Genomic DNA, 21,991 nt, shown 5'->3' with positions numbered 1-21,991 from the left:
AAACGTCAGTCGATCAGACCGAGCGTGAACGTGTCCGGATCGCCACCGAGGCGCGCACCGGTGTCCAGCGCGTTGATCGCGTCCATCTGCTGCGGGCTCAGCTCGAAACCGAACACGTCGAAGTTCTCCGCGATCCGCGACGGCGTGACCGACTTCGGGATGACGACATTGCCCAGCTGCAGATGCCAGCGAATGATCACCTGCGCGGGAGTGCGACCGAGCTCGGCGGCCACCGTGCTGATGGCGCTCTCCTCGAGCAGCGTGCCCTGCCCGAGCGGGCTCCACGCCTCGGTGGCGATCGCGTTGGCGGCGTGGAACTCGCGCAGCTCGCGTTGCGCCAACCTGGGGTGCAGCTCGATCTGGTTCACCACCGGGATCTCGCCGGTCTCGGCGATGAGCCGCTGGATGTGCGCGACCGTGAAGTTCGAGACGCCGATCGAGCGCACCCGGCCCTGGGACTTCAGCGCCTGGAAGGCACGGAAGGTGTCCACGAACCGGTCGGCGGCGGCCACCGGCCAGTGGATGAGGTAGAGGTCGAGGTAATCCAGGCCGAGCCGCTGCATGCTGGCGTCGAACGCGCGCAGCGTCGAGTCGTAGCCCTGCTCGGAATTCCACAGCTTGGTGGTGACGTAGATCTCGTCGCGGGGCAGGCCGGATTCCCGGATCGCACGGCCGGTGCCCTCTTCGTTTCCGTAGACAGCGGCGGTGTCGATGCTGCGGTAGCCGACCTCGAGCGCGGTGGTGACGGCCGATACGACATCCTCGGCGGGCACTTGGAACACGCCGAAGCCGAGCTGCGGGATCACGTTCCCGTCGTTCAGCACGATCGAGGGAACGGTGCTGGTCTCGCTTTTGAAGGTCACATTCCGACGGTAGAAGTGCGGCGGCGAACCGTCAATCACGCCCTCGGGTGTGTTGGCCCGCAATTTGCTGGAAAACCGGTGGCGGAGGGCCGAAACGTACCGTGTCAGCCGTCGGTCAGCTCGTCCCGCCGGGCAGCCCGAGCCGCCGGTAGCGCGCCTGCCGCGCCGCGAGCACCTCCGATTCCGGCCGGGCGCGCAAGGCGGCCAGTTCCCGCGCGATCGCGGCGACCATCCGGCGGGCGAAGTCCACCGGCTCGTCCGCCGCATCGGGGAACTCGGGCACGATCCGGTCGACCACGCCGTCGGCGAGCAGATCGGCGGCGCTGATGCGTTGTGCCGCAGCCAGTTCCGCCGCATGATCGGTGTCGCGGAAGACGATGGCGCTCGCTCCTTCCGGCGGCAGCGGAGCCAGCCAGCCATGCGTGGCGGCGAGCACCCGGTCGGCGGGCAGCAGCGCCAGCGCGCCACCGCCGGTGCCCTGACCCAGCAGCACCGAGACGGTCGGGGTGTCCAACGTCACCAGATCCGCGATGCAGCGGGCGATTTCGGGGGCGAGCCCGCGCTCCTCGGCCTCCTTCGAGAGTGCCGCACCCACCGTATCGATGACCAGAACCAGCGGCAGTCGCAACTCCCGAGCAAGCGCCATACTGCGCCGCGCCTCGCGCAGGGCGGCCGGGCCCATGGTGTTCTCACCCTGCTGGCCACGCCGGTCGTGCCCGAACACCACGCACGGCTGCCCTCGGAAACGTCCGAGAGCGAGCACCGCAGTGCGATCGGACTCGCCCTGCCCGGTGCCGCTGAGCGGAACGCGTTGTGTCACATGACGTAAGAGATCCCGGAGGCCGGGGCGCGGCGGGCGGCGTGAGATCAGGACCGACTGCCACACCGCATTGCCTCCGGAGCGGCTCTGCGGCACGCCGAGTCGAATTCCTTCTGCCTCAGCGTCATTCGATTCATGAGTTCGATGCGGCGGCGTCGACCTCGGTTCGAGTGCCGCGGACTGATCGGAATCCGTTCGTGTGACAGTGGAATCGGGTAACGCGACGCCACTGAACACACTCAGCGCGCGGTGGGCGATCCGGCGGAAAACTGGAATGGTCAGAACACCGTCGATAACGCCGCGACGATACAGGTTCTCCGCGGTCTGCACGCCCTCCGGAAACGGCCTGCCGTACAGCGCCTCGTAGACCCGAGGGCCGAGAAACCCGATCAGCGCGCCGGGTTCGGCGAAGGTGATGTGCCCCAGCGAACCCCACGAGGCGAAGACGCCGCCCATCGTGGGATTACGCAGGTAGACGAGGTAGGGATGGCCGGCCGACTTGTGCGCCGCGACCGCACCGGCGATCTTCACCATCTGCACGAAGGCGACGGTGCCCTCCTGCATCCGGGTGCCGCCGGAGGTCGGTGACGCGACCAGCGGCAGCCCGAGTTCGGTGGCGCGCTCGACCGCCGAGACGATCCGCTCCGCGGCCGCCACACCGATCGAGCCCGCCAGGAATCCGAACTCGCAGGCGATCACGGCCACGCGCCGACCGCGCAGCAATCCTTCGCCGGTGAGCACCGATTCATCGATGCCCGCCGCGACCGCCGCCTTCTGCAACGCATCGCGGTACTGCGGGGATGCGGCCACCGTCACCGGCGGCCGGTCCCAGCTGACGAACGAGCCCGTGTCGAGCAGTTGCTCGAGTAACTCTCGCGCCGAGGTACGCACCGGGCGAGCCTATCCGGCCCTACCCGGCGCCTCGGCAAGCCCCACGAGCACTCAGTAGCCCTGCATCACCTTGCGCAGCGCGTACTCGGTGAGCGCGACCAGCGCCTGCTTGGCCGGCTCCCGGCGACGGGCATCGATGGACAGGATCGGCACGTCGGCGGGCACCGCGAGGGCCTGCCGGATGTCCTCGATCGGGTATCGCGGCGCGTCGTCGAATTCGTTGAGCGCCACCAGGAAAGGCAGGCCGCGCGCTTCGAAGTAGTCGACGGCCGCGAAGCTGTCCTCCAGCCTGCGGGTGTCGACCAGCACCACCGCACCGATGGCGCCACGGATCAGGTCGTCCCACATGAACCAGAATCGATACTGGCCGGGCGTGCCGAACAGGTACAGCACCAGATCGTCGGCGAGGCTGATCCGGCCGAAGTCCATCGCCACGGTGGTGGTCGACTTCATCGGAATGCCGGTCAGATTATCGATCCCGGCGCTGGCATTGGTCACCAATGCCTCGGTGCGCAGCGGAACGATCTCCGAGACAGCACCGACCAACGTGGTCTTCCCGACGCCGAAGCCACCCGCGACCACGATCTTCGCCGATGTTGGCTTACTGGTACGAGTGTCGACCTGCGCCGTCGAATCAAATACGCCGGAGTCCACTGAGAACCCTTTCGATCAGCTCGCGACGCTCATCGTCGCTGGAATCGTCTTTCAAAGTCGCCGATACGCGCACGTGCCCGGCCTCGATCAAGTCGGCCACGAGCACGCGCGCCACCCCGATAGGAATACCCAATCGGGCTGCCACCTCGGCGACGGACGGCGATTCTCTGCACAACTCCACGATTGACGTCTCGATGTTGGTCAGTTCGAACTGCCGCTCCAGGGCGACCGGATGCGATGCGACGAGAGCTTCCAACGCCAACTCGACCGCGGGCCTGGTGCGGCCTGCGGTCAGCGAGTATGGACGGACGAGGCTGGGCTCGGCGCTCCCCACGCGGTGATCTTCTATGTCCATCCCACCATCAGGAACCCATCGTGACGCGTGGTGTGGCCTGAACAGTCTGGCCAACACGCTCGACCAACAGAGCCATCTCGTAGCCGACCTGGCCGATGTCACACGACGTGTTGGTCAGCACCGCGAGGTAGGAACCGTCGCCGACAGCCATGAGTAGCAGGTAGCCGTGCTCCATCTCGACGACGGACTGCAGCACGGTGCCGCCCTCGAACAGGTTCGAGACGCCGACTGACAGGCTGGCCAGACCGGCCGTGACGGCCGAGAGCTGTTCGGCGCGGTCGACGGGCAGCTGGGCACTCGCGGCCATGAGTAGGCCGTCAGCCGAGACCAGGACGGCATGGGCTACGCCAGGAACCTCGTTGGCAAAGTTCGAAACCAGCCAATCCAGCTGACGGTTCGTACCACCTAGATCGGGGTTCATCGGTCTCCTTTATCTCCGGTTAGGTTCATTGCTCTCATTGCGCGGCCATCCCGGACGCCCTGCTGGTGACGACTCAAGCTGGACCTGATCGTTTCTGGGTCACGGCGCGGCGCCCGATCCACCGCACCGGTCACGCCGCCGGGGACAAGCCTTCCGCCCGGATTGCGTTGCGGCAAGCCCGCCGCCGTTTTCGTCTCGGTCTGCGCCTCGCTGGCGCGGCGAGCGGCTTGCCACCCCTCGTCACCCGGCGATTCGAAGGAGGCGGCCACCTGAGACCTGTCAGTGCTGGGATCCGACAGCCACGCCGACATCATCTCGGCGAAGATCGGCGTTCCGCCCATCGACGCCCCCGACTCTTCCGCGGGCTGCAGCCTGGTCTGGAAGAACGAGGCCGTCTTGGCCGGGTTGGACCGGAAGCTGTGCTTGCCTGGATCGCGCCCCGGCGGGGTGGCCTGCTGATCTTCGCTCGCGGCGTGCTGGCCACCGCGCTGCGGCAGTGCGATGCCCGGCGGCACGGGCTGGCGCTGTGGCGCTTGGGCGCCCGGCTGCCGCTGCGGCAGACCGGTCAGCCCGCTTTCCCGCTGCGGCGGGCTCGACGGCGCGGGGGGACGCTGCGGCAAGCCGTTCGCGATACCCGGCTCACGCTGCGACAAGCCGTTCGCCGACTCGCGCTGCGGCAGATGGTGGGCACCGGTATCCCGCTGCGGGAGGCCGTTGCCCGGTTCCCGCTGCGGCAGACCGCCGGAAGCGGACTCGCGCTGCGGGAGGTTCGGCGCAGGCTGCCGCGGCGGCAGGCCGGTGACGCCCGGCTCACGCTGCGGCAGACCACCCGCCGCCGACTCATGCTGCGGCACACCGTTCGAACCCGGCTGCCGCTGAGGTAGGCCGGTGGAGCCCGCCTCGCGCTGCGGCAAGCCGCCGGTCGACTCACGCTGCGGTAGACCCCCTAGGGCATCACGCTGCGGCAAACCACCCAGGGCATCACGCTGCGGCAGACCACCAGAAGCGGACTCACGCTGCGGCAAACCGCTCGAGGGATCACGCTGCGGCAGCCCCCCTGTCGACTCACGCTGCGGTAGCCCGCCCAGGGCATCACGCTGCGGCAAACCACCAGAGGCCGACTCACGCTGGGGCAAGCCGCCGGTCGACTCCCGCTGCGGCAGACCGCCCAAAGCATCACGCTGCGGCAAACCACCAGAAGCGGACTCACGCTGCGGCAGACCACCCAGGGCATCACGCTGCGGCAGACCACCAGAGGCCGACTCACGCTGCGGCAAGCCACTCGAGGGGTCGCGCTGCGGCAGACCACCGGAAGCGGACTCACGCTGCGGCAGACCACCCAAAGCATCACGCTGCGGCAAACCACCAGAGGCCGACTCACGCTGCGGCAGACCACCCAAAGCATCACGCTGCGGCAAACCACCAGAGGCCGACTCACGCTGCGGCACACCGTTCGTACCCGGCTGGCGCTGCGGCAGACCCGTGCTCGGCTGCGGCACACCGTTCGCGCCCGGCTGACGGACCGGCAGCTCACCGGAGTTCGGCTCACGCGGCGGCAGGCCCGACCCGGACTGTTCGGCGGTACCGCCGGGCTGCCGCGGCGGCGGACCGCCCGGGCTGAGGTTGCGCTTGGGCAGATTGGCCGCGGCGAGCTTGCCGCGCTGTGGACCGCTCGGCGCGGGCTGCCCCGGCGCGGGACGCAGGCTCGCGGCCTGCTGCTGCGCGTCCGAGCGCATACCGGACGACGACATCGCCGAACCCGGCTGCCGCTGCGGCAGTCCACCCGGGCCCGTGGCCGCGGGTGCGCTGGGCGTGGGCCCGCTGGGGGTCGGCGTGGAACTCGTGACCGGGATCGGGCCGCTCACTCCGGGATCGACGGTGACCATGACATTGCCCCCAGGGGTCCGCGTGACGGCCCGCATCTGCATCGATGAGGGCGCCGACGGACGCTGGGGCGCGGCGGCCTGCGGCGAGGGCTGCGGGGTGACGGGCTGCCCCGCGCTCGGCTTGCCCGCGACGATCAGTCCGACCGGCACGTGCACGGTCACCGTCACGCCCGGATCGCGCGCGGTGTCGAAGGTCGGGCGCAACCGCACGGTCAGGCCGTGCCGCTCGGCGAGCCTGCCGACCACGAACAGACCCATGTGGCGGGCCGTGTCCGGTCCGGGCTCGGCGGTCTGCTCCAAGCGCCGGTTGATGTCGGCCATCTCGGCGGGCGGCATACCGATGCCGCGGTCGGCCACCTCGATGAGCAGGCCCTGGTCGTGCGCCTGCGCGAAAGTGAACTTGACGTCGGTCTCCGGCGGCGAGGCGCGCAGCGCGTTGTCCAGCAGTTCGGCGAACAGGTGCGCGAGGTCGGAGGCGGCGGGCTCCTTCAGCGAACCGCGCGGCGTCGCGCCGAGCTTCACGCGCTCGTAGTCCTCGACCTCGGAGATCGCGGCGCGCAGCACGTCGGCGATCTCGACGGGGGCGGACTTGGCGCGGCGCTGCCTGGTGCCCGCGAGGATCAGCAGGTTGTCGCCGTTGCGGCGCATACGTGCGGCGAGATGGTCGAGCCGGAAGAGGTTTTCCAGCAGGCGCGGGTCCTTCTCGTCGTACTCCATCGCCTCGATGAGGGTGAGCTGATGGTCGACGAGCGACTTGGACCGCCGGGCGAGGGTCTCGAACATGTCGTTGACCTGCGAACGCATCTTCGCCTGGTCGCTGGCCAGGCGCAGCGCCTGGCCGTGGATGTCGTCGACCGCGCGGGCCAGCTGACCGATCTCCTCGGTGCTGCGCACCGGCATCGGCTCCAGCGGCACTTCCTCCGGCGAGGCGCCGTTACGGAGCTGGGCGACCTCGTGCGGCAGGTCGCTCTCGGCCACGCGCAGCGCGGCCAGCCGCAGGCGGTGCAGCGGGACGATCATCGAGCGGGCCACGAAGACGGCGAGCAGGAGCGCGGCGAGGATGGTCGCGATGACGACCGCGGTGTAGGTCCACGCGTCACGCTGGGCCGTGGACACCAGCGACTGCATCGCGGAGTCGATGTCCTTGGTCGACTTGCCGACGACGTGCTCGTAGACCGCGAGGCTGTCGGTCAGCGACTTCTTCAGGTCACCGATCGGGAGCTGGCCGGCCTGGGCCTGCGGGCTGGTCAGCAGCGCGACCCTGGTGTCGATGCCCGCGCGCAGATCGGCGATCGAGGTGTCGCCGTCCGGGAAGCGGTGCGCGACCACGTTGAGCAGCGCGCGCTCGGTGCTGGACGCGATGAGGAAGCTCTGCACGCCGGCCTGCTGGGAGCGCAGCACCTCCGGGAAGGAGGCGACCACGCTGACCAGCGCGGCACGGGTGTTGAGCGAGTCGACCAACCGCAGTTTGGCCGCGTCGACCCCACCGTCGCTGACCTGGCCGACCGTGGTTTCGACGATATGCACGCTGTCGTTGCGGACGCGGTCGATCAACGCGACGGTATCCGAGGCCGGACCGGTGGTGGCGCCTTTACCCTGGGCGCGGACGGCTTTCGCCTGGTTGAGCATGCTCTCCAGCGACGCGCGCGCACCCGGCACGCTGCTCAACCGGTCGACCGACTTCTCCGCGTTGGCGATCGCCTTGTCCAGATCCGCCAGGTTCTGATCGGTCACAATGGACGTGTTCGGCGCCAGCGTGACCATCTGCGAACTCGCGGTGGTCGCCGTCTGCGCGCTGAGGCCGGTGACCACCGGGATGGCGGCGATGTTCTCGGCGATGTCGGCGAGCCGGTTCGATTCCGCGAACTCCGATGAGATCCTGGACACGCCGAGCCCGACCGCGACCGCCAGAGGCACGGCGAGTACCGCCGTCACCTTCCAGCGCAGGTCCCAGTTGCCGAGCGCCCAGCGTTTGTTGCCGGACCTAGCGGCGTCACGCATCTCCCACTCACTTTCCAAACTGGCCTCTACCACGCACCATCAGCCGAACCTCCACAATCGCGTGCATGGCTCGACGGGTGGAGCTGGCCGAGAACTGCGGCTGGCCGAGAAATTGCGTCTACGACGGCCCAAACAAGTGACATCAGATTCTAACGGATCAATAACTTCTTGGGTGACTCCGCGTAAGTTCGCAACCGATGACCTGCCGATTCCAGGCAAAACCAAAGGTGGCGGCACCCACCCGGGCGTCGCGTGAAGTCTGCCACAATCAACCAGATCTATCGAGGCGGGCATCGAGGCGAGGCTAGGGAGTCACGGGGTTGAACGTGCGGCACGAGTATCGACCGGCCTATCAGACCAGCTTGGTGGATCCCGCCGAGTTCTGGGCCGCCGCGGCCGAGTCGATCGACTGGGACGTGCCGCCGACGCAGATCGTCGACGCCGGTGCCCGGCCGGTGGCCAGGTGGTTTCCCGACGGCCGCCTCAACACCTCCTTCAACGCGCTCGATCGGCACGTGCACCCGACGACCCCCGATGCCCCCAGCCGCGCCGATCAGCCCGCACTAATATACGACTCGGCTATCACCGACGCCACCGTCGTCTACACCTACGCCGAGTTGCTCGACGAGGTATCGCGGTTCGCCGGCGCGATGGCCCGGTTGGGCGTCTCGGCGGGCGACCGTGTGGTGATCTACCTGCCGATGATCCCCGAAGCGGTGATCTCGATGCTGGCCTGCGCCCGCATCGGCGCGGTCCACTCGGTGGTGTTCGGCGGCTTCGCGGCGCCGGAGCTGGCCGCCCGCATCGACGACGCGGAACCCGTGTTGATCATCACAGCCTCCGGCGGCCTGGAGCCGGGCAAGAACATCGAATACCCGCCCATCGTGTTGCAGGCGCTCGATCTGGCCGAGACCACCGCGCCGCGCACGGTGATCGTCAAGCAGCGGCCGCAGTTCGACACCATCCATTTCCCCGCCCCGCAGCCCGCCACCGAGTATTTACCGAGTTCGGCGCAAACCGTGGCCGCGCAGTGGCTGGACTGGGACGACGCCGTGCGCGACGCTCCCCCGGCCGAACCGGTGCCGGTCGCCGCGACCGATCCGCTGTACATCCTGTACACCTCCGGCACCACCGGTAAGCCGAAAGGCGTGGTCCGGGACAACGGCGGACACGCGGTCGCCCTCGCCTGGTCCATGCGCAACATCTACGACGTCGGCGCGGGCCAGGTGATGTGGGCGGCCTCCGACGTGGGCTGGGTGGTCGGTCACTCCTACATCGTCTACGCGCCGCTGCTGGTCGGAGCCACCACGCTGCTGTACGAGGGCAAGCCGATCGGCACGCCGGACGCGGCCGCGTACTGGCGGGTGGTCGACCGGCACAAGGTCGACGTGCTGTTCACCGCCCCGACCGCGCTGCGGGCCATCCGCAGGGCCGATCCGCGAGCGGAGCTGGCCCACCGCCACGACCTGTCCTCACTGCGCGCCCTGTTCTGCGCGGGCGAACGGCTGGACCCGGCCACCTACGCGTGGGCCGACGAGATTCTGTTCGCGGGCCGCCAGGACTGCCCGGTCGTGGATCACTGGTGGCAGACCGAGACCGGCTGGCCGATCTGCGCGAACCCGCTCGGCCTGCAGCGGTTGCCGATCAAGCCGGGTTCGGCGTCGGTGCCGGTACCGGGCTACCGATTACGGGTGCTCGACTCCTCTGGCAACGCGGTGGCGCCCAACACCGAGGGCAATATCGTCATCGGCCTGCCGCTGCCGCCCGGAACGCTGACCGGACTGTGGCGCGACGACGCCCGCTACGAGCGTTCTTACCTGTCCGCCTACCCCGGCCACTACCTCACCGGCGACTCCGGCTACTTCGACGAGGACGGCTATCTGTTCGTCCTCGGCCGCAGCGACGACGTGATCAACATGGCCGGGCACCGGCTCTCGGCGGGCAGCATCGAGGCGGCCATCGCCGGGCACGAGGCGGTCGCCGAATGCGCCGTCATCGGGCTGCCGGACGAGCTCAAGGGCCACCGGCCGCTGGCTTACGTGGTGCTGAAGGCCGGCGTCGAGATCGATCCGCGGCAACTGCGCGATGAACTGATCGAGCGGGTGCGCATCCAGGTCGGCGCCATAGCGACGCTGCACGACGCCATCACCGTGACGGCGCTGCCCAAGACCAGGTCGGGCAAGATCCTGCGCAAGACCATCCGGCAGATGACTTCCGGCGGGCCGTTCGAAGTGCCGTCCACCATCGAGGACCCCGGAGTGCTCGCGGCCCTGGAACAGCAGATCCGCGCGGCGCGGCCGGAGTGGCGCGAACCCGCGCACAGCGACGCCGAGAACACCGACAACGTAGTGGCGCCCGACGTGGATCCGGTTGTGCCCTCCTGAGTTTGCGCACGGATCGTGATGTCCTCAGAGTTTCCACAGACGACGTTCATATCCGTGCCAGCAGTTCGAAATAGCCTCGAGACCGCCCCGAAACCCTTCGATGATCTGGAGGCAACACATCATGAAACGTTCCGTAGGCCGCCCCGCCGTCGCCGCTCTCGCAGCTGGTGGATTCGCCACGGTCACGTTGTTCCTGAGCCCCGCGATCGCCGCCGCGGGCCCGATGGAATACGCCGAGCCGCTGCTGACCTCGGACTGCTCGTTCGCCCAGGTCGATGCCGCGCTGCACGACAAGGCGCCGCAGCTGGCCGCGATGCTCGACGCCAACCCGAACCAGAAGGCCGAGTTGCAGCGCAAGTTCGACCAGCCGGTCGAGCAGCGGCGGGCCGAGCTGCGGCGGGCCATCGACGAGAACCCGGAGGCCGCGCGCCAGGCGGAGAACGACCCCCGGACCGCGCAGTTGCGCGACACCATCCGCGCCGTGGCCGAGTCCTGCCACAACTACTGATCTCGCGAGAACGTGGGTGACTCGCCGGGTCCGAACGGCCCGGCGGGTCACCCGACTCAGGAGCTGGACGCATGTCCGGCATCCCCCGGCCTGCGCGGATCGAAGACCCGGAGAGGAGGGGGAGCAGAATGGACGACGTGACGTCGACCCCGACTCCCACGGTTCTCGTCGTCGACGACGACGAGGACGTGCTCGCCTCGGTCGAGCGCGGGCTGCGCCTGTCCGGCTTCCAGGTTCTCGTGGCCAGGGACGGCGCGCAGGCGCTGCGCAGTGTGAACGAGAACGCGCCCGACGCCATCGTGCTCGACATGAACATGCCCGTGCTGGACGGCGCGGGCGTGGTCACCGCGTTGCGCGCGATGGGCAACGATGTGCCGATCTGTGTGCTCAGCGCCCGCGCCTCGGTGGACGACCGCATCTCCGGACTCGAGTCCGGCGCCGACGACTACCTGGTCAAACCATTCGTGCTGAAGGAGCTGGTGGTACGGATCCGGGCCCTGCTGCGCCGCCGATCCGACGCACCCGCCCCCGCGACCCCGGGCGCGATCACCGTCGGTCCGCTGGAGGTGGACGTCGCGGGCTACCGCGCGCTGCTGCACGGCCGCGAGATCGAGCTCACCAAGCGGGAATTCGAGCTGCTGTCCACGCTGGCCAGAAATGTGGGCGTGGTGCTGAGCCGGGAACGGCTGCTGGAACTGGTGTGGGGCTACGACTTCGCCGCCGACACCAACGTGGTGGACGTCTTCGTCGGCTACCTGCGCCGCAAGCTCGAGGTGAGCGGCACGCCCAGGCTGCTGCACACCATCCGCGGCGTCGGGTTCGTGCTGCGAGCGCCGAAATGACCGTGGCCGCCGCCGACCGCTCGAAGTCCCGTCGGCGCCGGTCGTTTTCGCTGCGCACCAGGGTCGCGGGAGCGGCGGCGGCCGGCGCGATCGTCATCGTGACGCTGATCAGCCTGATCAGCATCCGCGCCATCGAGCGCAACAACCTGCAGCAGTCCGACCAGCAACTCGCCGTCGCGGCGCGGATCGTCCTGATCGAGCCGCAGATCGCGGTCCGGTTCATCAGCTTGACCGGGCTGAACAACGACATGGCCGTGACCGTCCGGGACAACGGCGAGGTGGTCGCGAGCACGCCCACCGAGCTGCCCGCGCTGCCTACCGGTTCCCGCACCGTCACGGTGGGCGGCACCCCGTACCGGATTTCCACCACCATCGAGAATCAACCCGCGGGCCGGGTGGTCTCGCTCGGCATCCCCGCCGCGGGCGCGGCCGAGGCCACCGCCGACCAGCAACGATGGGTGCTCGGCGGCGCGCTGCTGGCGATCGCCGCCGCGGCGGCGCTCGGCTGGCTGCTCGCGGGCGCCGCGGTGCGTCCGATCGTCCGGCTCACCCGGCAGGTCGGGGCACGCAGCGCGTTCCCCGATCCCCGCGATCCGCAGACGCCGGTGGAGGGCGCGGGCGTGCACGAGGCGGAGAAGCTGGCCGAGGCGGTGAACACCATGCTGCAGCGGGTGGATCTGGCCCACGCCCAGACCGCGGCCGCGCTGGAGACCGCGCGCGACTTCGCCGCCGTGTCCGCCCACGAACTGCGCACCCCGCTGACCGCGATGCGCACCGACCTCGAGGTGCTGCGCACCCTCGATCTGGACGAGGCGCAGCGGGCCGAGATCCTCGATGACCTGCAACGCAGTCAGGGCCGGGTGGAGAGCACGCTCGCGGCGCTGGAGCGGCTGGCCACCGGCGACCTGACCAACGAGCGCGACCACGTCGCCACCGACGTCGGCGACCTGTGCGATCAGGCCGCGCACGACGCCATGCGGCACTTCCCCGGCCTCACCGTGCGCATCGATTCCGACGCCGAACTGGTCACCCGCGGCCTGCCCGCCGGGTTGCGGCTGGCCGTGGACAACGCGCTGGCCAACTCCGTCAAGCACGGCGGAGCCACCGAGGCGCTGGTCTCCGCGCACCGGGGGGCGGGCGGCCACATCGTGATCTCGATCGATGACAACGGCCGCGGCATCCCGCCGCAGGAGCGCGAAGCCGTCTTCGACCGCTTCTTCCGCGGCAGCCAAGCCAGCAAGGGCGGCTCCGGCCTCGGCCTGGCGCTGGTCGCCCAGCAGGCCCAACTGCACGGTGGCCGGGCTTATTTCGACGCGGGCACCCTCGGCGGCATCCGGCTTGTCCTCGATCTGCCCGAGCGATCGGCAATTTAGCTTTCTCTCAGAGAAACGCCAAGGAGCGCACCATAACTCGCGTTTAGGGTGTGCGGACGTGATCGGAAAACGCGCCCGCTGGGCCCTTCTCGCCGTTGCCCTCGTCTCAGCGGGATTCCTCGGCGCCGGAATCAGCGCATGCACCGGGTCCGACCAGGGTCCGACGGCGATCGCGCTGGTCGATGGCGATATGGGCCCGACCGGCGCGCGGGTGGTCAAGGCGTTACAGGAGGCGGGTGGCTATGAATGGCATGCCGTCGCCGCGAGTGCGCTGAACACCGACGATTACGCCGCCGTCATCACCCTGCCCGCCGATCTGACCGAGTCGATGGGCACCCTGGCCGGTGCCGAGCCGAAGCGGGCCAAGGTCACCGTGGCCACGCATGAGGACGCCGACGCCGATCTGGTGCACGGCGCGGTCACGGCGGTGACCCATCGGATCGGCGCGGTCGGCGTCGACGCCGCCCTCACCGCCGTCACGCAGGCCCGTTCCCAGATGTCGCAGGTGCAGTTCACCGCCCAGCTGCTCAACGCGGGCGTCGAGGCCGCCGCCGCGGGAGCCGATCAATTCAGCTCCGGCGCCGATCAGCTGCTCGGCTTCCTGGAGTTCGCGAAGAACGGTTCGGCGCAGCTGAGTTCGGCCATCGCGCTGCTGAACTCCACCGTGGACGGCGCCGCCGCGCAAGCCGACCAGCTCGCCGCCGCGCTCGATTCGACCGGCATCACCATCGCGCAGGTGGAGCGGACGGCGAACACGGTCAGCAGCGGACTCGATCAGATCCTGCCGCTGTTGCGCGCGCTGCCGTTCGCGGGCGATCCGGCCCTCGCCGACATCATCGGGAAACTGGACGCACTGCGGGGCGTGTCCGGCCAGGCGGGCTCGCAGCTGACCGGACTGGGCTCGCTCGTCGGCGGCGCGATGGACCCCGACACCGATCTCGGCACGCTGCTTCGCACCGTCGTCGACCGCCTGACCAGCGCGAGCGCGCAACTGTCCGAGGGCGCGAAGCTCGCAGAGGGGCTGCCCCGGCTGGCCGAACAGGGCGGCGCCCAATTGGTAGACGCGATCGGCCAGCTCACCGGCGGTGTGAGCCAGCTGCAAGGCATCGTCCACAACCTGAGCGCCCAGACCGACAAGGCCGTCGCCGCCATGCCACAACGCAGCAGCGCCCAGCAATCGGCCCTGGCCGCGGCTCTCACCGATCCGGTCGAGATCGTCAGGCGATAGCCGGAATACGAGAAGTGGCCTGTGTCCCGATCGGAACACAGGCCACTTCTACGCCGAAATCAGTTGGCGTTCAGCAGGTCGATCACGAAGACCAGCGTCTTGCCCGAGAGACGGTGACCGGCGCCCGCGGGGCCGTAGGCCAGCTCCGGCGGGATGGTCAGCTGACGACGGCCGCCGACCTTCATACCGGGGATGCCGTCCTGCCAGCCCTGGATCAGGCCGCGCAGCGGGAAGGTGATGGACTCACCACGGTTCCAGGAGGAGTCGAACTCTTCGCCGGATTCGAATTCGACGCCCACGTAGTGCACCTCCACGGTGCCACCGGGCACGGCTTCCTTGCCCTCGCCTTCGATGATGTCCTTGATCACCAGCTCGGTGGGCGCGGGCCCTTCCTGGAACTCGATCTCCGGTTTGGTCATTCGGCTTTTACCCCTTCGATAGATGGTGGATGGATGTCGTCAGCGGTTGGTGATCTCGCGGTAATCGCGGGCGCCGTAGCCGGTGTAGATCTGCCGCGGACGGCCGATCTTCAAAGGCTCGCTGTGCATTTCGCGCCAGTGCGCGATCCAGCCGGGGAGCCGGCCCATCGCGAACAGCACCGTGAACATGCGGGTCGGGAAGCCCATCGCCTTGTAGATGACGCCGGTGTAGAAGTCGACGTTCGGGTACAGGCGCCGCTCGATGAAGTAATCATCGGTGAGCGCGGCCTCTTCCAGGGCCTGGGCGATGTCGAACAGCTCGTCGTGGCCGCCGAGCTTGCTCAGGATGGCGTCGGCGTGCTTCTTGGCGATCGACGCGCGCGGGTCGTAGTTGCGGTAGACGCGGTGCCCGAAGCCCATGAGCTTCACCCCGTCTTCCTTGTTCTTGACCTTGCGGATGAACTCCTTGACGTCGCTGCCGCTGGCCTTGATGCCGTCGAGCATCTCCAGCACGGCCTGGTTCGCGCCGCCGTGCAGCGGGCCCCACAGCGCGTTGATGCCGCCGGACACCGAGGTGAACAGGTTGGCGTCGGACGAGCCGACCAAGCGCACGGTCGAGGTGGAGCAGTTCTGCTCGTGGTCGGCGTGCAGGATGAGCAGCATGTCCAGCGCCGCCGCGACCTCGGGGTCGACCTCGTAGGGCTCGGCCGGGAAGCCGAAGGTCATCCGCAGGAAGTTCTCCACCAGGCTCAGCGAGTTGTCCGGGTAGAGGAAGGGCTGGCCGACCGACTTCTTGTACGAGTAGGCCGCGATGGTGGGCAGCTTGGCCAATAGTCGGATGGTGGACAGCTCGACCTGTTCGGGGTCGCGCGGGTCCAGCGAGTCCTGGTAGTAGGCCGACAGCGCGTTCACGGCCGAGGACAGCACCGGCATCGGGTGCGCGTTGCGCGGGAACCCGTCGAAGAACCGCTTCAGGTCCTCGTGCAGCAGGGTGTGCCTGCGGATGCGGTCGGTGAAGTCCTCGAGCTGGGCCTGGGTCGGCAGCTCGCCGTAGATCAGCAGGTAGCTGACCTCGATGAAGGTCGAGGCCGCCGCGAGCTGGTCGATCGGGTACCCGCGGTAGCGCAGGATGCCCGCCTCACCGTCGATGTAGGTGATCGCCGACTTGGTCGGGGCGGTGTTCATGAAGCCCGGGTCGTACGTCACGTACCCGGTGCTGGCCAGCAGCTTTCCCAGCTCGATCCCGTCGTTGCCCTCGGCGGCCCTGGCGACCGTCATCGGGAACTCGCCGCCGGGGTAGGAAAGTACCGGCTTGGCGTCGTCGTCGACGTTGATGATGTTCTCAGCGGGCACGGAAGGATCCCTCTCAGGCTAGAACCACAGGCACCGGCGCGGTCGGCGCACGATGCGCTTGCCTCAACGCTAGCCGTTCACCGACGCGGACAATACCGGAGGGTAGTCCTGCGGAGGCTCACAAACACGTCCTGGCGCGGTGAGGTTCCGCGCCCACGGCGGAACCCGATCGCCGGGTGTTCGCGGTGCACGTCACACGGCGATTTCGGCATGAGCGCGAGCGACACGGTAACGCGTGAAGGCCGGAAACGCGACCGCCGCGATCAGCACACCCGCCACCACCAGCGCGCCTCCGCCCGCCGCGGCTACAGCGGTACCCAGGCTCGCTGCCGCGAAACCGTGGGCAACATCACCGATCCGCGGACCGCCCGCGACCACCACCGTGAATACCCCTTGCAGCCGCCCGCGCAGTTCGTCGGTGGCCACCGTCTGCAGCATCGTGACCCGCAGCGCGGCCGAGACCATGTCCACCGCACCGCCGAAGGCCGAGCAGGCCAACGCGATCCACAACCCCGCGCCGAGGCCCAGGCCGTGGCCGGTGAAACCTACGGCGAGACCGAAACCGACCATGGCCAGGCCCCACAGCACGATGCAGACCAGCACCGCGAGGCCCTGCCTGCGGACGCGTGGAATCCAGCCGGAGAACACCCCGCCGAGCACCGCGCCCGCCGACATCGAGGCGAACAGCAGGCCGAGCGCCACCCCACCGGTGGCCGGGTCGCCGAAGGTCTCATGCGCGATCTGCGGGAACAGCGCGCGCGGCATCCCGAACACCATGGCGATCACGTCCACCGCGAACGACGCGAGCAGCACTCGCTGCGTGGCGAGATAGCCGAAACCGTCGAGTACCGTGCGGAATCCGGCGCGGCGCACGTTTCCGGTGGGCGGGAGCGCGGGCAGCCGCCAGACCGCCCAGGGGGTGGCCAGCAGCGCGACGGCGTCGACCAGATAGAGCGTGGCGAGCCCGACGACGGGGATGAGCGCACCGGCGAGCACCGGCCCCGCGATGGCGCCGAACTGCATCACGGTCATATTCAGCGAATTCGCGGCGGCCAGTTGGTCTTCCGGCAGCAGGCGCGGGATGGTGGCGCTGCGGGTGGGCTGGTTCACCGCGAAGAACGCCTGCTGCACCGCGAACAGGCCGAGCACGACCCAGACGTTGTCCAGCCCGGCCGCCGCTTGCAGCCAGAAGGCCAGCGCCGTGAGCCCGGTGCCCGCATTGGTGAGCAGCAGGAGCCTGCGCCGGTCCAGCACGTCGGCGAGCGCGCCGCCCCACAGGCCGAACACGATCAGCGGCACCAAACCGAACAATCCGGCCAAACCGACGTAGCCGGAGCTGCCGGTGATCTGGAAGATCTGCTGGGGCACCGCGACGACGGACAGCTGAGCGCCGATCATGGTGACGATGCCCGAGCTCCACAGGCGTCGGAAGTCCGGATCACGCAGCGGAGTGGTGTCGGCGAGCAGTTTCACCGGGCGCAGAGTATCCAGTCGGGCAGGTCCGGTTCGACGCGAGAATTCTCACGCGCGGAACGGGAATACCTCAGGGTTGCAAGCGCTCGACCGAGGCGGTCCCGTGCTCGATCCGCACCCGGATCCGGTTGTGCAGCCTGCCGCGCCGCCCTTGCCAGAACTCGACCTCGTCGGGGCGGACCAGGAAACCACCCCAGTGCGGCGGTACCGGGATCTCGTCCACATCGGCGAACCGCTCGCTCGCCTCGGCCAAGGTGCGATCCAGTTCCGCCCGCGAGCCGATCGGCGCGGACTGCCGCGAGGCCCAGGCGCCCAGCTGCGAGTCCCGCGGCCGGGAACGCCAGTAGGCCGCCGTCGTCTCGGCGGGGACCCGCTCGACCGCGCCGCGCAGGTGCACCTGCCTGCCCAGCGCGGGCCAGACGAAGGTGACCGCCGCGTACGGGACCGCGGTCAGTTGAGCGCCCTTGGCGGACTCGTAGTTCGTGTAGAAGATCACACCGTCCGGCGAGAGCCCTTTACACAGCACGGTCCGCGCGACCGGCCGCGGCGTGCCGTCGGCCAGCGAGACCGTGGCCAGCACCATGGCGTTGGGTTCGGCGATGCCGACGGCGGTGGCCTGTTCGATCCAATGCCGCAGCAGCGGCTCCCATCCACCGGCGAGCCAGGTCTCGTCCAGGTCCACGTCCTCGTTGCCGCCGTGCGGCAGGCCGCCGTAGTCGACCCGCATGGCGGCGAGATCCGATGAATTGTCCAGGTCACGCATGGGCCAGACGTTACTCCGCAGTAGCGGCGAGCTAAGGTTTTGATGATCGGCATGTGCTCGTCAAATCCGGCAGCTTCCCATCGACGAGAACATGCGACCCAAGTGCAAGGAGAGTCGCAACATGACTACCAGCCCCGCGGTTTCCGGTAGGCAGGCCACCGTACCCAGCGATTTCGTCAGTGGCCTGGAGGGCGTGGTTGCTTTCACCACCGATATCGCCGAACCGGACAAGGACGGCGGCGCGCTGCGCTACCGCGGAGTCGACATCGAGGACCTGGTCGAGAGCCGGGTGACCTTCGGTGACGTGTGGGCGCTGCTGGTCGACGGATCGTTCGGCCGCGGCCTGCCGCCCGCCGAACCGTTCCCGCTCCCCGTGCACACCGGTGACGTGCGGGTCGACGTGCAGGCCGGGCTGGCCATGCTCGCCCCGATCTGGGGCTACCAGCCGCTGCTGGACATCGACGACGAGACCGCTCGCGAGAACCTCGCCCGCGCCTCGGTCATGGCGCTGTCCTACGTCGCGCAGTCGGCGCGCGGTATCTACCAGCCCGCGGTCCCGCAGAAGAAGATCGATGAGTGCACCACCGTCACCGAGCGCTTCATGACGCGCTGGAAGGGTGACCCGGACCCGCGCCACACCGAGGCCATCGACGCCTACTGGGTCTCCGCCGCCGAGCACGGCATGAACGCCTCCACCTTCACCGCCCGGGTGATCGCCTCGACCGGAGCCGACGTCGCCGCCTCGCTGTCCGGCGCGATCGGGGCCATGTCCGGTCCCTTGCACGGCGGCGCGCCCGCGCGCGTGCTGCCGATGATCGAAGAGGTCGAGAAGACCGGCGACGCGCGCGCACTGGTCAAGGGCATCCTGGACCGCAAAGAGAAGCTGATGGGCTTCGGTCACCGGGTCTACCGGGCCGAGGACCCGCGCGCCCGCGTCCTGCGCGCCACCGCGAAGCGCCTGGCCGCTCCGCGCTACGAGGTCGCCGCCGCGCTGGAACAGGCCGCCCTGGCCGAGCTGCGCGAGCGCCGTCCGGACCGCGCCATCGAGACCAACGTGGAGTTCTGGGCCGCGGTGATCCTGGACTTCGCCGAAGTACCCGCGCACATGATGCCCGCCATGTTCACCTGCGGCCGCACCGCGGGCTGGTGCGCCCACATCCTGGAACAGAAGCAACTGGGCAAACTGGTCCGCCCCGCGGCCATCTACACCGGCCCCAGCCCCCGCAAGCCCGAAGAGGTCGACGGCTGGGCGACCATCGGGCACACGTAGCCGAACCACAGCGTCACCGCCCCGAGCCGGGCGGGACGGCGGACATGTCCTCCTGCCGTCCCGCCCGGCTCGCGCAGCATCCGGGAAGAGCGGCCGGTACGACATCCGCCGGGCACGCCGGGATCCGGCCACAGCAGTTGGGCGTCGAAATCGCAGGCCGCCGCGATTCTTTCGCCAGCGCCGCGCATAAACACGATGTCGCAGTGTCAATCGTCCACGAATTGAGGGGAATCCCGGCCGGATTCGGTATCGACACCGATTTCGGTGCGGCCGCCGCAGCCACCAAGACGCGATCTGGGGATGAATGTGGCAGTCTCGGGCGCTATTTCACTCGACCATATGCATCGCACTCCGGAACAGCGGCGAGGATGATGGCGGCGCGGCCGAAGATCCGCGCGATGGGTTTCACCTTTGTACACCGCCAGGCACTCGGCCGAATTCGCTGACGGTTCACTCCTCGAGCGACGCGAGCCAGTCGACGGCGACCGTTTCGCCGTGGTCGACCTCGAAGAAGGCGACCTCCAGATGCTGACCCAGGTCGACCAGGCGGATGGCGTTCAGCGGCACCGGCTGGACCAGCCGGACCAGCCACGGTTTGGATTCGTCCCAGGCCCGCAATTCGAGGTCCAGCCGCAGCACGGGGTCGTCGCGACCGGAGTAATCGGCCGCGATCGGCGCGGCGGCGAGCACGGTGGCGTCGGCGCGGCGACCGTCGGCGAGGATCTTCGCGATGCTCGCCCGACCGGATTCCTCGGCGTCGGGAACGTACAGCACCAGGCGATCGCGGTCGCGCGGGTCCACCCGGCAGCACACCACGTCGCCCGGGCGCATCCATTCCAGGTCGGCCTCGGTCACCCGCTGCCGCACCCGGCTCTCGTAGGGGAACTCCCCGGCCAGCTGCACCCGAACCCAGAACACGTGCCCGGGTTCGGTACGCCGCGGACGCACGCCGAGGATCGTCGCGGTGCCCCCTTCCCCGCGGATCAGCAACTCCCGCCGCATCGCGTCCGAGACCGTCGCGCCGCGCAGGCGGAAGTTCCGCGCCCGCTCGCGCAGTCGCCACCCCGAGTTAGCTGACCGCATGCTCATGGGCGCTTACGTTAGCCGGAGTGTGGGCGTCGCCACAGCGACACCACCGACTACCCTGTTCGCCATGACCTCTGCGTTTCCGACCATTCCCGACGATCTCAAGCCCGCCGACGGACGGTTCGGTTGCGGCCCCTCCAAGGTGCGCCCGGAGCAGCTGCAGTCGCTGGTGAACGTGGGCGCCTCGGTGTTCGGAACCTCGCATCGGCAGAAACCGGTCAAGGACGTGGTGGCGCGGGTGCGCTCCGGCTTGCGTGAGCTGTTCGGCCTGCCGGACGGCTACGAGGTGGTGCTCGGCAACGGCGGCACCACCGCTTTCTGGGACGCCGCGGCGTTCGGCCTGGTCCGGGAACGCTCGCTGCACCTGACCAACGGTGAGTTCAGCTCGAAGTTCGCCGCGGTGACCAAGGGCAACCCGTTCATCGGCGACCCAATCGTGGTCTCGGCCGAGCCGGGCAGCGCGCCGGAGCCGGTGTCGGACCCGTCGGTGGACCTGATCGGCTGGGCGCACAACGAGACCTCGACCGGCGTGTCCATCCCGGTACGTCGTCCCGCCGGCTCGGAACACGCGCTGATCGCCATCGACGCCACCTCGGGCGCGGGCGGTCTCCCGGTCAACATCACCGACGCCGACGTCTACTACTTCGCCCCGCAGAAGTGCTTCGCCTCCGACGGCGGCCTGTGGGTCGCGCTGATGAGCCCGGCCGCGCTGGCCCGGGTCGAGGAGATCAAGGCGTCGGGCCGCTGGACACCCGATTTCCTGTCGCTGCCGATCGCGATCGACAACAGCACCAAGGACCAGACCTACAACACCCCGGCGCTGGGCACCCTGCTGCTGTTCGCCGACCAGATCGAGTGGCTCAACGGCAACGGCGGCCTGGACTGGGCGGTCAAGCGCACGCTGGACTCCTCGTCGCGGCTGTACTCCTGGGCCGAGTCGAGTGAGTACGCCACCCCGTACGTCACCGATCCGGCGCACCGCTCGCAGGTGGTCGGCACCATCGACTTCGCCGACTCGGTCGACGCGGCCGCGGTGGCGAAGATCCTGCGCGCCAACGGCATCGTGGACACCGAGCCGTACCGCAAGCTGGGCCGCAACCAGCTGCGCATCGGCATGTTCCCGGCGATCGATCCGGACGACGTCAGCCAGCTGACCCGCTCGATCGATTGGGTCGTGCAGAATCTCGGCTGACCGCCGCATATTTCGAGCCTTTACGGCCGCAACACGCCCGGGATCGACACGCCGCGAAATTAGGCATAGCGGATCGAACAGAGCAGATTAGCGGGGCGCGGACGTCTCTCCGGAGATTTCCGTGCCGCGTGTCCTGCCCCAGGAATCCCAGATGTGCACTACTGTTTCGGAAAGTGGGCGGTGTCGCGAGTCGACGCGATAAGGAGGTA

General features: G+C 69.0%; 19 protein-coding genes. 8 read left to right on the top strand and 11 right to left on the bottom strand.

Annotated features, from left to right (window positions below; genetic code table 11):
* Positions 1–5: 5 nt before the first annotated feature.
* The 6 genes from LTT66_RS16655 to LTT66_RS16630 all read right to left on the bottom strand — a co-directional run bounded on the left by LTT66_RS16655 (position 6) and on the right by LTT66_RS16630 (position 7,891).
* Positions 6–863 carry an aldo/keto reductase gene (locus LTT66_RS16655; RefSeq protein ID WP_195066760.1) on the bottom strand — a complete coding sequence of 286 codons (858 nt, stop codon included), beginning with the start codon at positions 861–863 and terminating at the stop codon, positions 6–8.
* Positions 864–978: 115 nt separating this feature from the next.
* Positions 979–2,574, bottom strand: coding sequence for an acetyl-coenzyme A carboxylase carboxyl transferase subunits beta/alpha (locus LTT66_RS16650; RefSeq protein WP_233068533.1), 1,596 nt, complete (start codon positions 2,572–2,574; stop codon positions 979–981).
* Positions 2,575–2,625: 51 nt separating this feature from the next.
* A complete protein-coding gene (locus LTT66_RS16645) occupies positions 2,626–3,228 on the bottom strand; it encodes a GTP-binding protein (RefSeq protein ID WP_174186021.1) in 603 nt (200 codons plus the stop codon).
* Positions 3,209–3,583 carry a DUF742 domain-containing protein gene (locus LTT66_RS16640; RefSeq protein WP_014981573.1) on the bottom strand — a complete coding sequence of 125 codons (375 nt, stop codon included), beginning with the start codon at positions 3,581–3,583 and terminating at the stop codon, positions 3,209–3,211. Before LTT66_RS16640 ends, LTT66_RS16645 begins: the two co-directional genes overlap by 20 nt.
* 7 nt (positions 3,584–3,590) lie before the next feature.
* Positions 3,591–4,004 carry a roadblock/LC7 domain-containing protein gene (locus LTT66_RS16635; protein WP_011207200.1) on the bottom strand — a complete coding sequence of 138 codons (414 nt, stop codon included), beginning with the start codon at positions 4,002–4,004 and terminating at the stop codon, positions 3,591–3,593.
* Positions 4,001–7,891: a sensor histidine kinase gene (locus LTT66_RS16630; RefSeq protein WP_233068531.1), complete on the bottom strand. Its 3,891-nt coding sequence runs from the start codon at positions 7,889–7,891 to the stop codon at positions 4,001–4,003. Before LTT66_RS16630 ends, LTT66_RS16635 begins: the two co-directional genes overlap by 4 nt.
* A 320-nt stretch (positions 7,892–8,211) precedes the next feature.
* On the opposite strand from LTT66_RS16630, the gene LTT66_RS16625 reads away from it, so the two are divergent.
* From LTT66_RS16625 to LTT66_RS16605, 5 genes are all read left to right on the top strand, one after another.
* The gene (locus tag LTT66_RS16625) at positions 8,212–10,275 is read left to right on the top strand and encodes an AMP-binding protein (RefSeq protein ID WP_233068529.1); all 2,064 of its coding nucleotides are present in this window, start codon (positions 8,212–8,214) and stop codon (positions 10,273–10,275) included.
* A gap of 121 nt (positions 10,276–10,396) precedes the next feature.
* Entirely contained in the window at positions 10,397–10,783 is a 387-nt protein-coding gene (locus LTT66_RS16620; RefSeq protein WP_181722839.1) for a hemophore-related protein, read from the top strand.
* A 128-nt stretch (positions 10,784–10,911) separates the two neighbouring features.
* Entirely contained in the window at positions 10,912–11,625 is a 714-nt protein-coding gene (locus LTT66_RS16615; protein ID WP_181722838.1) for a response regulator transcription factor, read from the top strand.
* Complete coding sequence (locus LTT66_RS16610; RefSeq protein ID WP_233068527.1) at positions 11,622–12,998, top strand: sensor histidine kinase; 1,377 nt, start codon at positions 11,622–11,624, stop codon at positions 12,996–12,998. The genes LTT66_RS16615 and LTT66_RS16610 overlap by 4 nt, the downstream gene beginning before the upstream one ends.
* A 58-nt stretch (positions 12,999–13,056) precedes the next feature.
* Complete coding sequence (locus LTT66_RS16605; RefSeq protein WP_233068525.1) at positions 13,057–14,226, top strand: YhgE/Pip domain-containing protein; 1,170 nt, start codon at positions 13,057–13,059, stop codon at positions 14,224–14,226.
* A 59-nt stretch (positions 14,227–14,285) separates the two neighbouring features.
* Here LTT66_RS16605 and LTT66_RS16600 read toward each other — a convergent pair whose 3' ends face one another.
* From LTT66_RS16600 to pdxH, 4 genes are all read right to left on the bottom strand, one after another.
* Positions 14,286–14,645 (bottom strand): FKBP-type peptidyl-prolyl cis-trans isomerase, encoded by a 360-nt coding sequence (locus tag LTT66_RS16600; protein ID WP_233068523.1) that lies wholly within the window; start codon positions 14,643–14,645, stop codon positions 14,286–14,288.
* A gap of 39 nt (positions 14,646–14,684) precedes the next feature.
* The gene (locus LTT66_RS16595; protein ID WP_083899118.1) at positions 14,685–15,998 is read right to left on the bottom strand and encodes a citrate synthase; all 1,314 of its coding nucleotides are present in this window, start codon (positions 15,996–15,998) and stop codon (positions 14,685–14,687) included.
* 192 nt (positions 15,999–16,190) lie between these two features.
* A complete protein-coding gene (locus LTT66_RS16590; protein ID WP_233068516.1) occupies positions 16,191–17,471 on the bottom strand; it encodes an MFS transporter in 1,281 nt (426 codons plus the stop codon).
* Between the two features lie 70 nt (positions 17,472–17,541).
* Positions 17,542–18,234, bottom strand: a complete 693-nt coding sequence (gene pdxH, locus LTT66_RS16585) for a pyridoxamine 5'-phosphate oxidase (protein WP_233068512.1) — start codon at positions 18,232–18,234, stop codon at positions 17,542–17,544.
* 121 nt (positions 18,235–18,355) lie between these two features.
* On the opposite strand from pdxH, the gene LTT66_RS16580 reads away from it, so the two are divergent.
* Entirely contained in the window at positions 18,356–19,504 is a 1,149-nt protein-coding gene (locus tag LTT66_RS16580; protein ID WP_233068510.1) for a citrate synthase 2, read from the top strand.
* Positions 19,505–19,707: 203 nt separating this feature from the next.
* Positions 19,708–19,950, top strand: a complete 243-nt coding sequence (locus LTT66_RS16575; RefSeq protein WP_233068508.1) for a hypothetical protein — start codon at positions 19,708–19,710, stop codon at positions 19,948–19,950.
* A 4-nt stretch (positions 19,951–19,954) separates the two neighbouring features.
* On the opposite strand, the gene LTT66_RS16570 is transcribed toward LTT66_RS16575, so the two are convergent.
* Positions 19,955–20,593 carry a hypothetical protein gene (locus LTT66_RS16570; protein ID WP_181722823.1) on the bottom strand — a complete coding sequence of 213 codons (639 nt, stop codon included), beginning with the start codon at positions 20,591–20,593 and terminating at the stop codon, positions 19,955–19,957.
* Positions 20,594–20,657: 64 nt separating this feature from the next.
* On the opposite strand from LTT66_RS16570, the gene serC reads away from it, so the two are divergent.
* Complete coding sequence (serC, locus tag LTT66_RS16565; protein WP_195094821.1) at positions 20,658–21,782, top strand: phosphoserine transaminase; 1,125 nt, start codon at positions 20,658–20,660, stop codon at positions 21,780–21,782.
* The last annotated feature ends 209 nt before the right edge of the window (positions 21,783–21,991 follow it).

Origin of the sequence: Nocardia gipuzkoensis (genome assembly GCF_021183645.1) — a bacterium.
GTDB classification, from domain to species: Bacteria; Actinomycetota; Actinomycetes; order Mycobacteriales; family Mycobacteriaceae; genus Nocardia; species Nocardia abscessus.
Note: the sequence above shows the minus strand (reverse complement) of the source record. Positions and strands in the feature narration are given on the sequence as shown.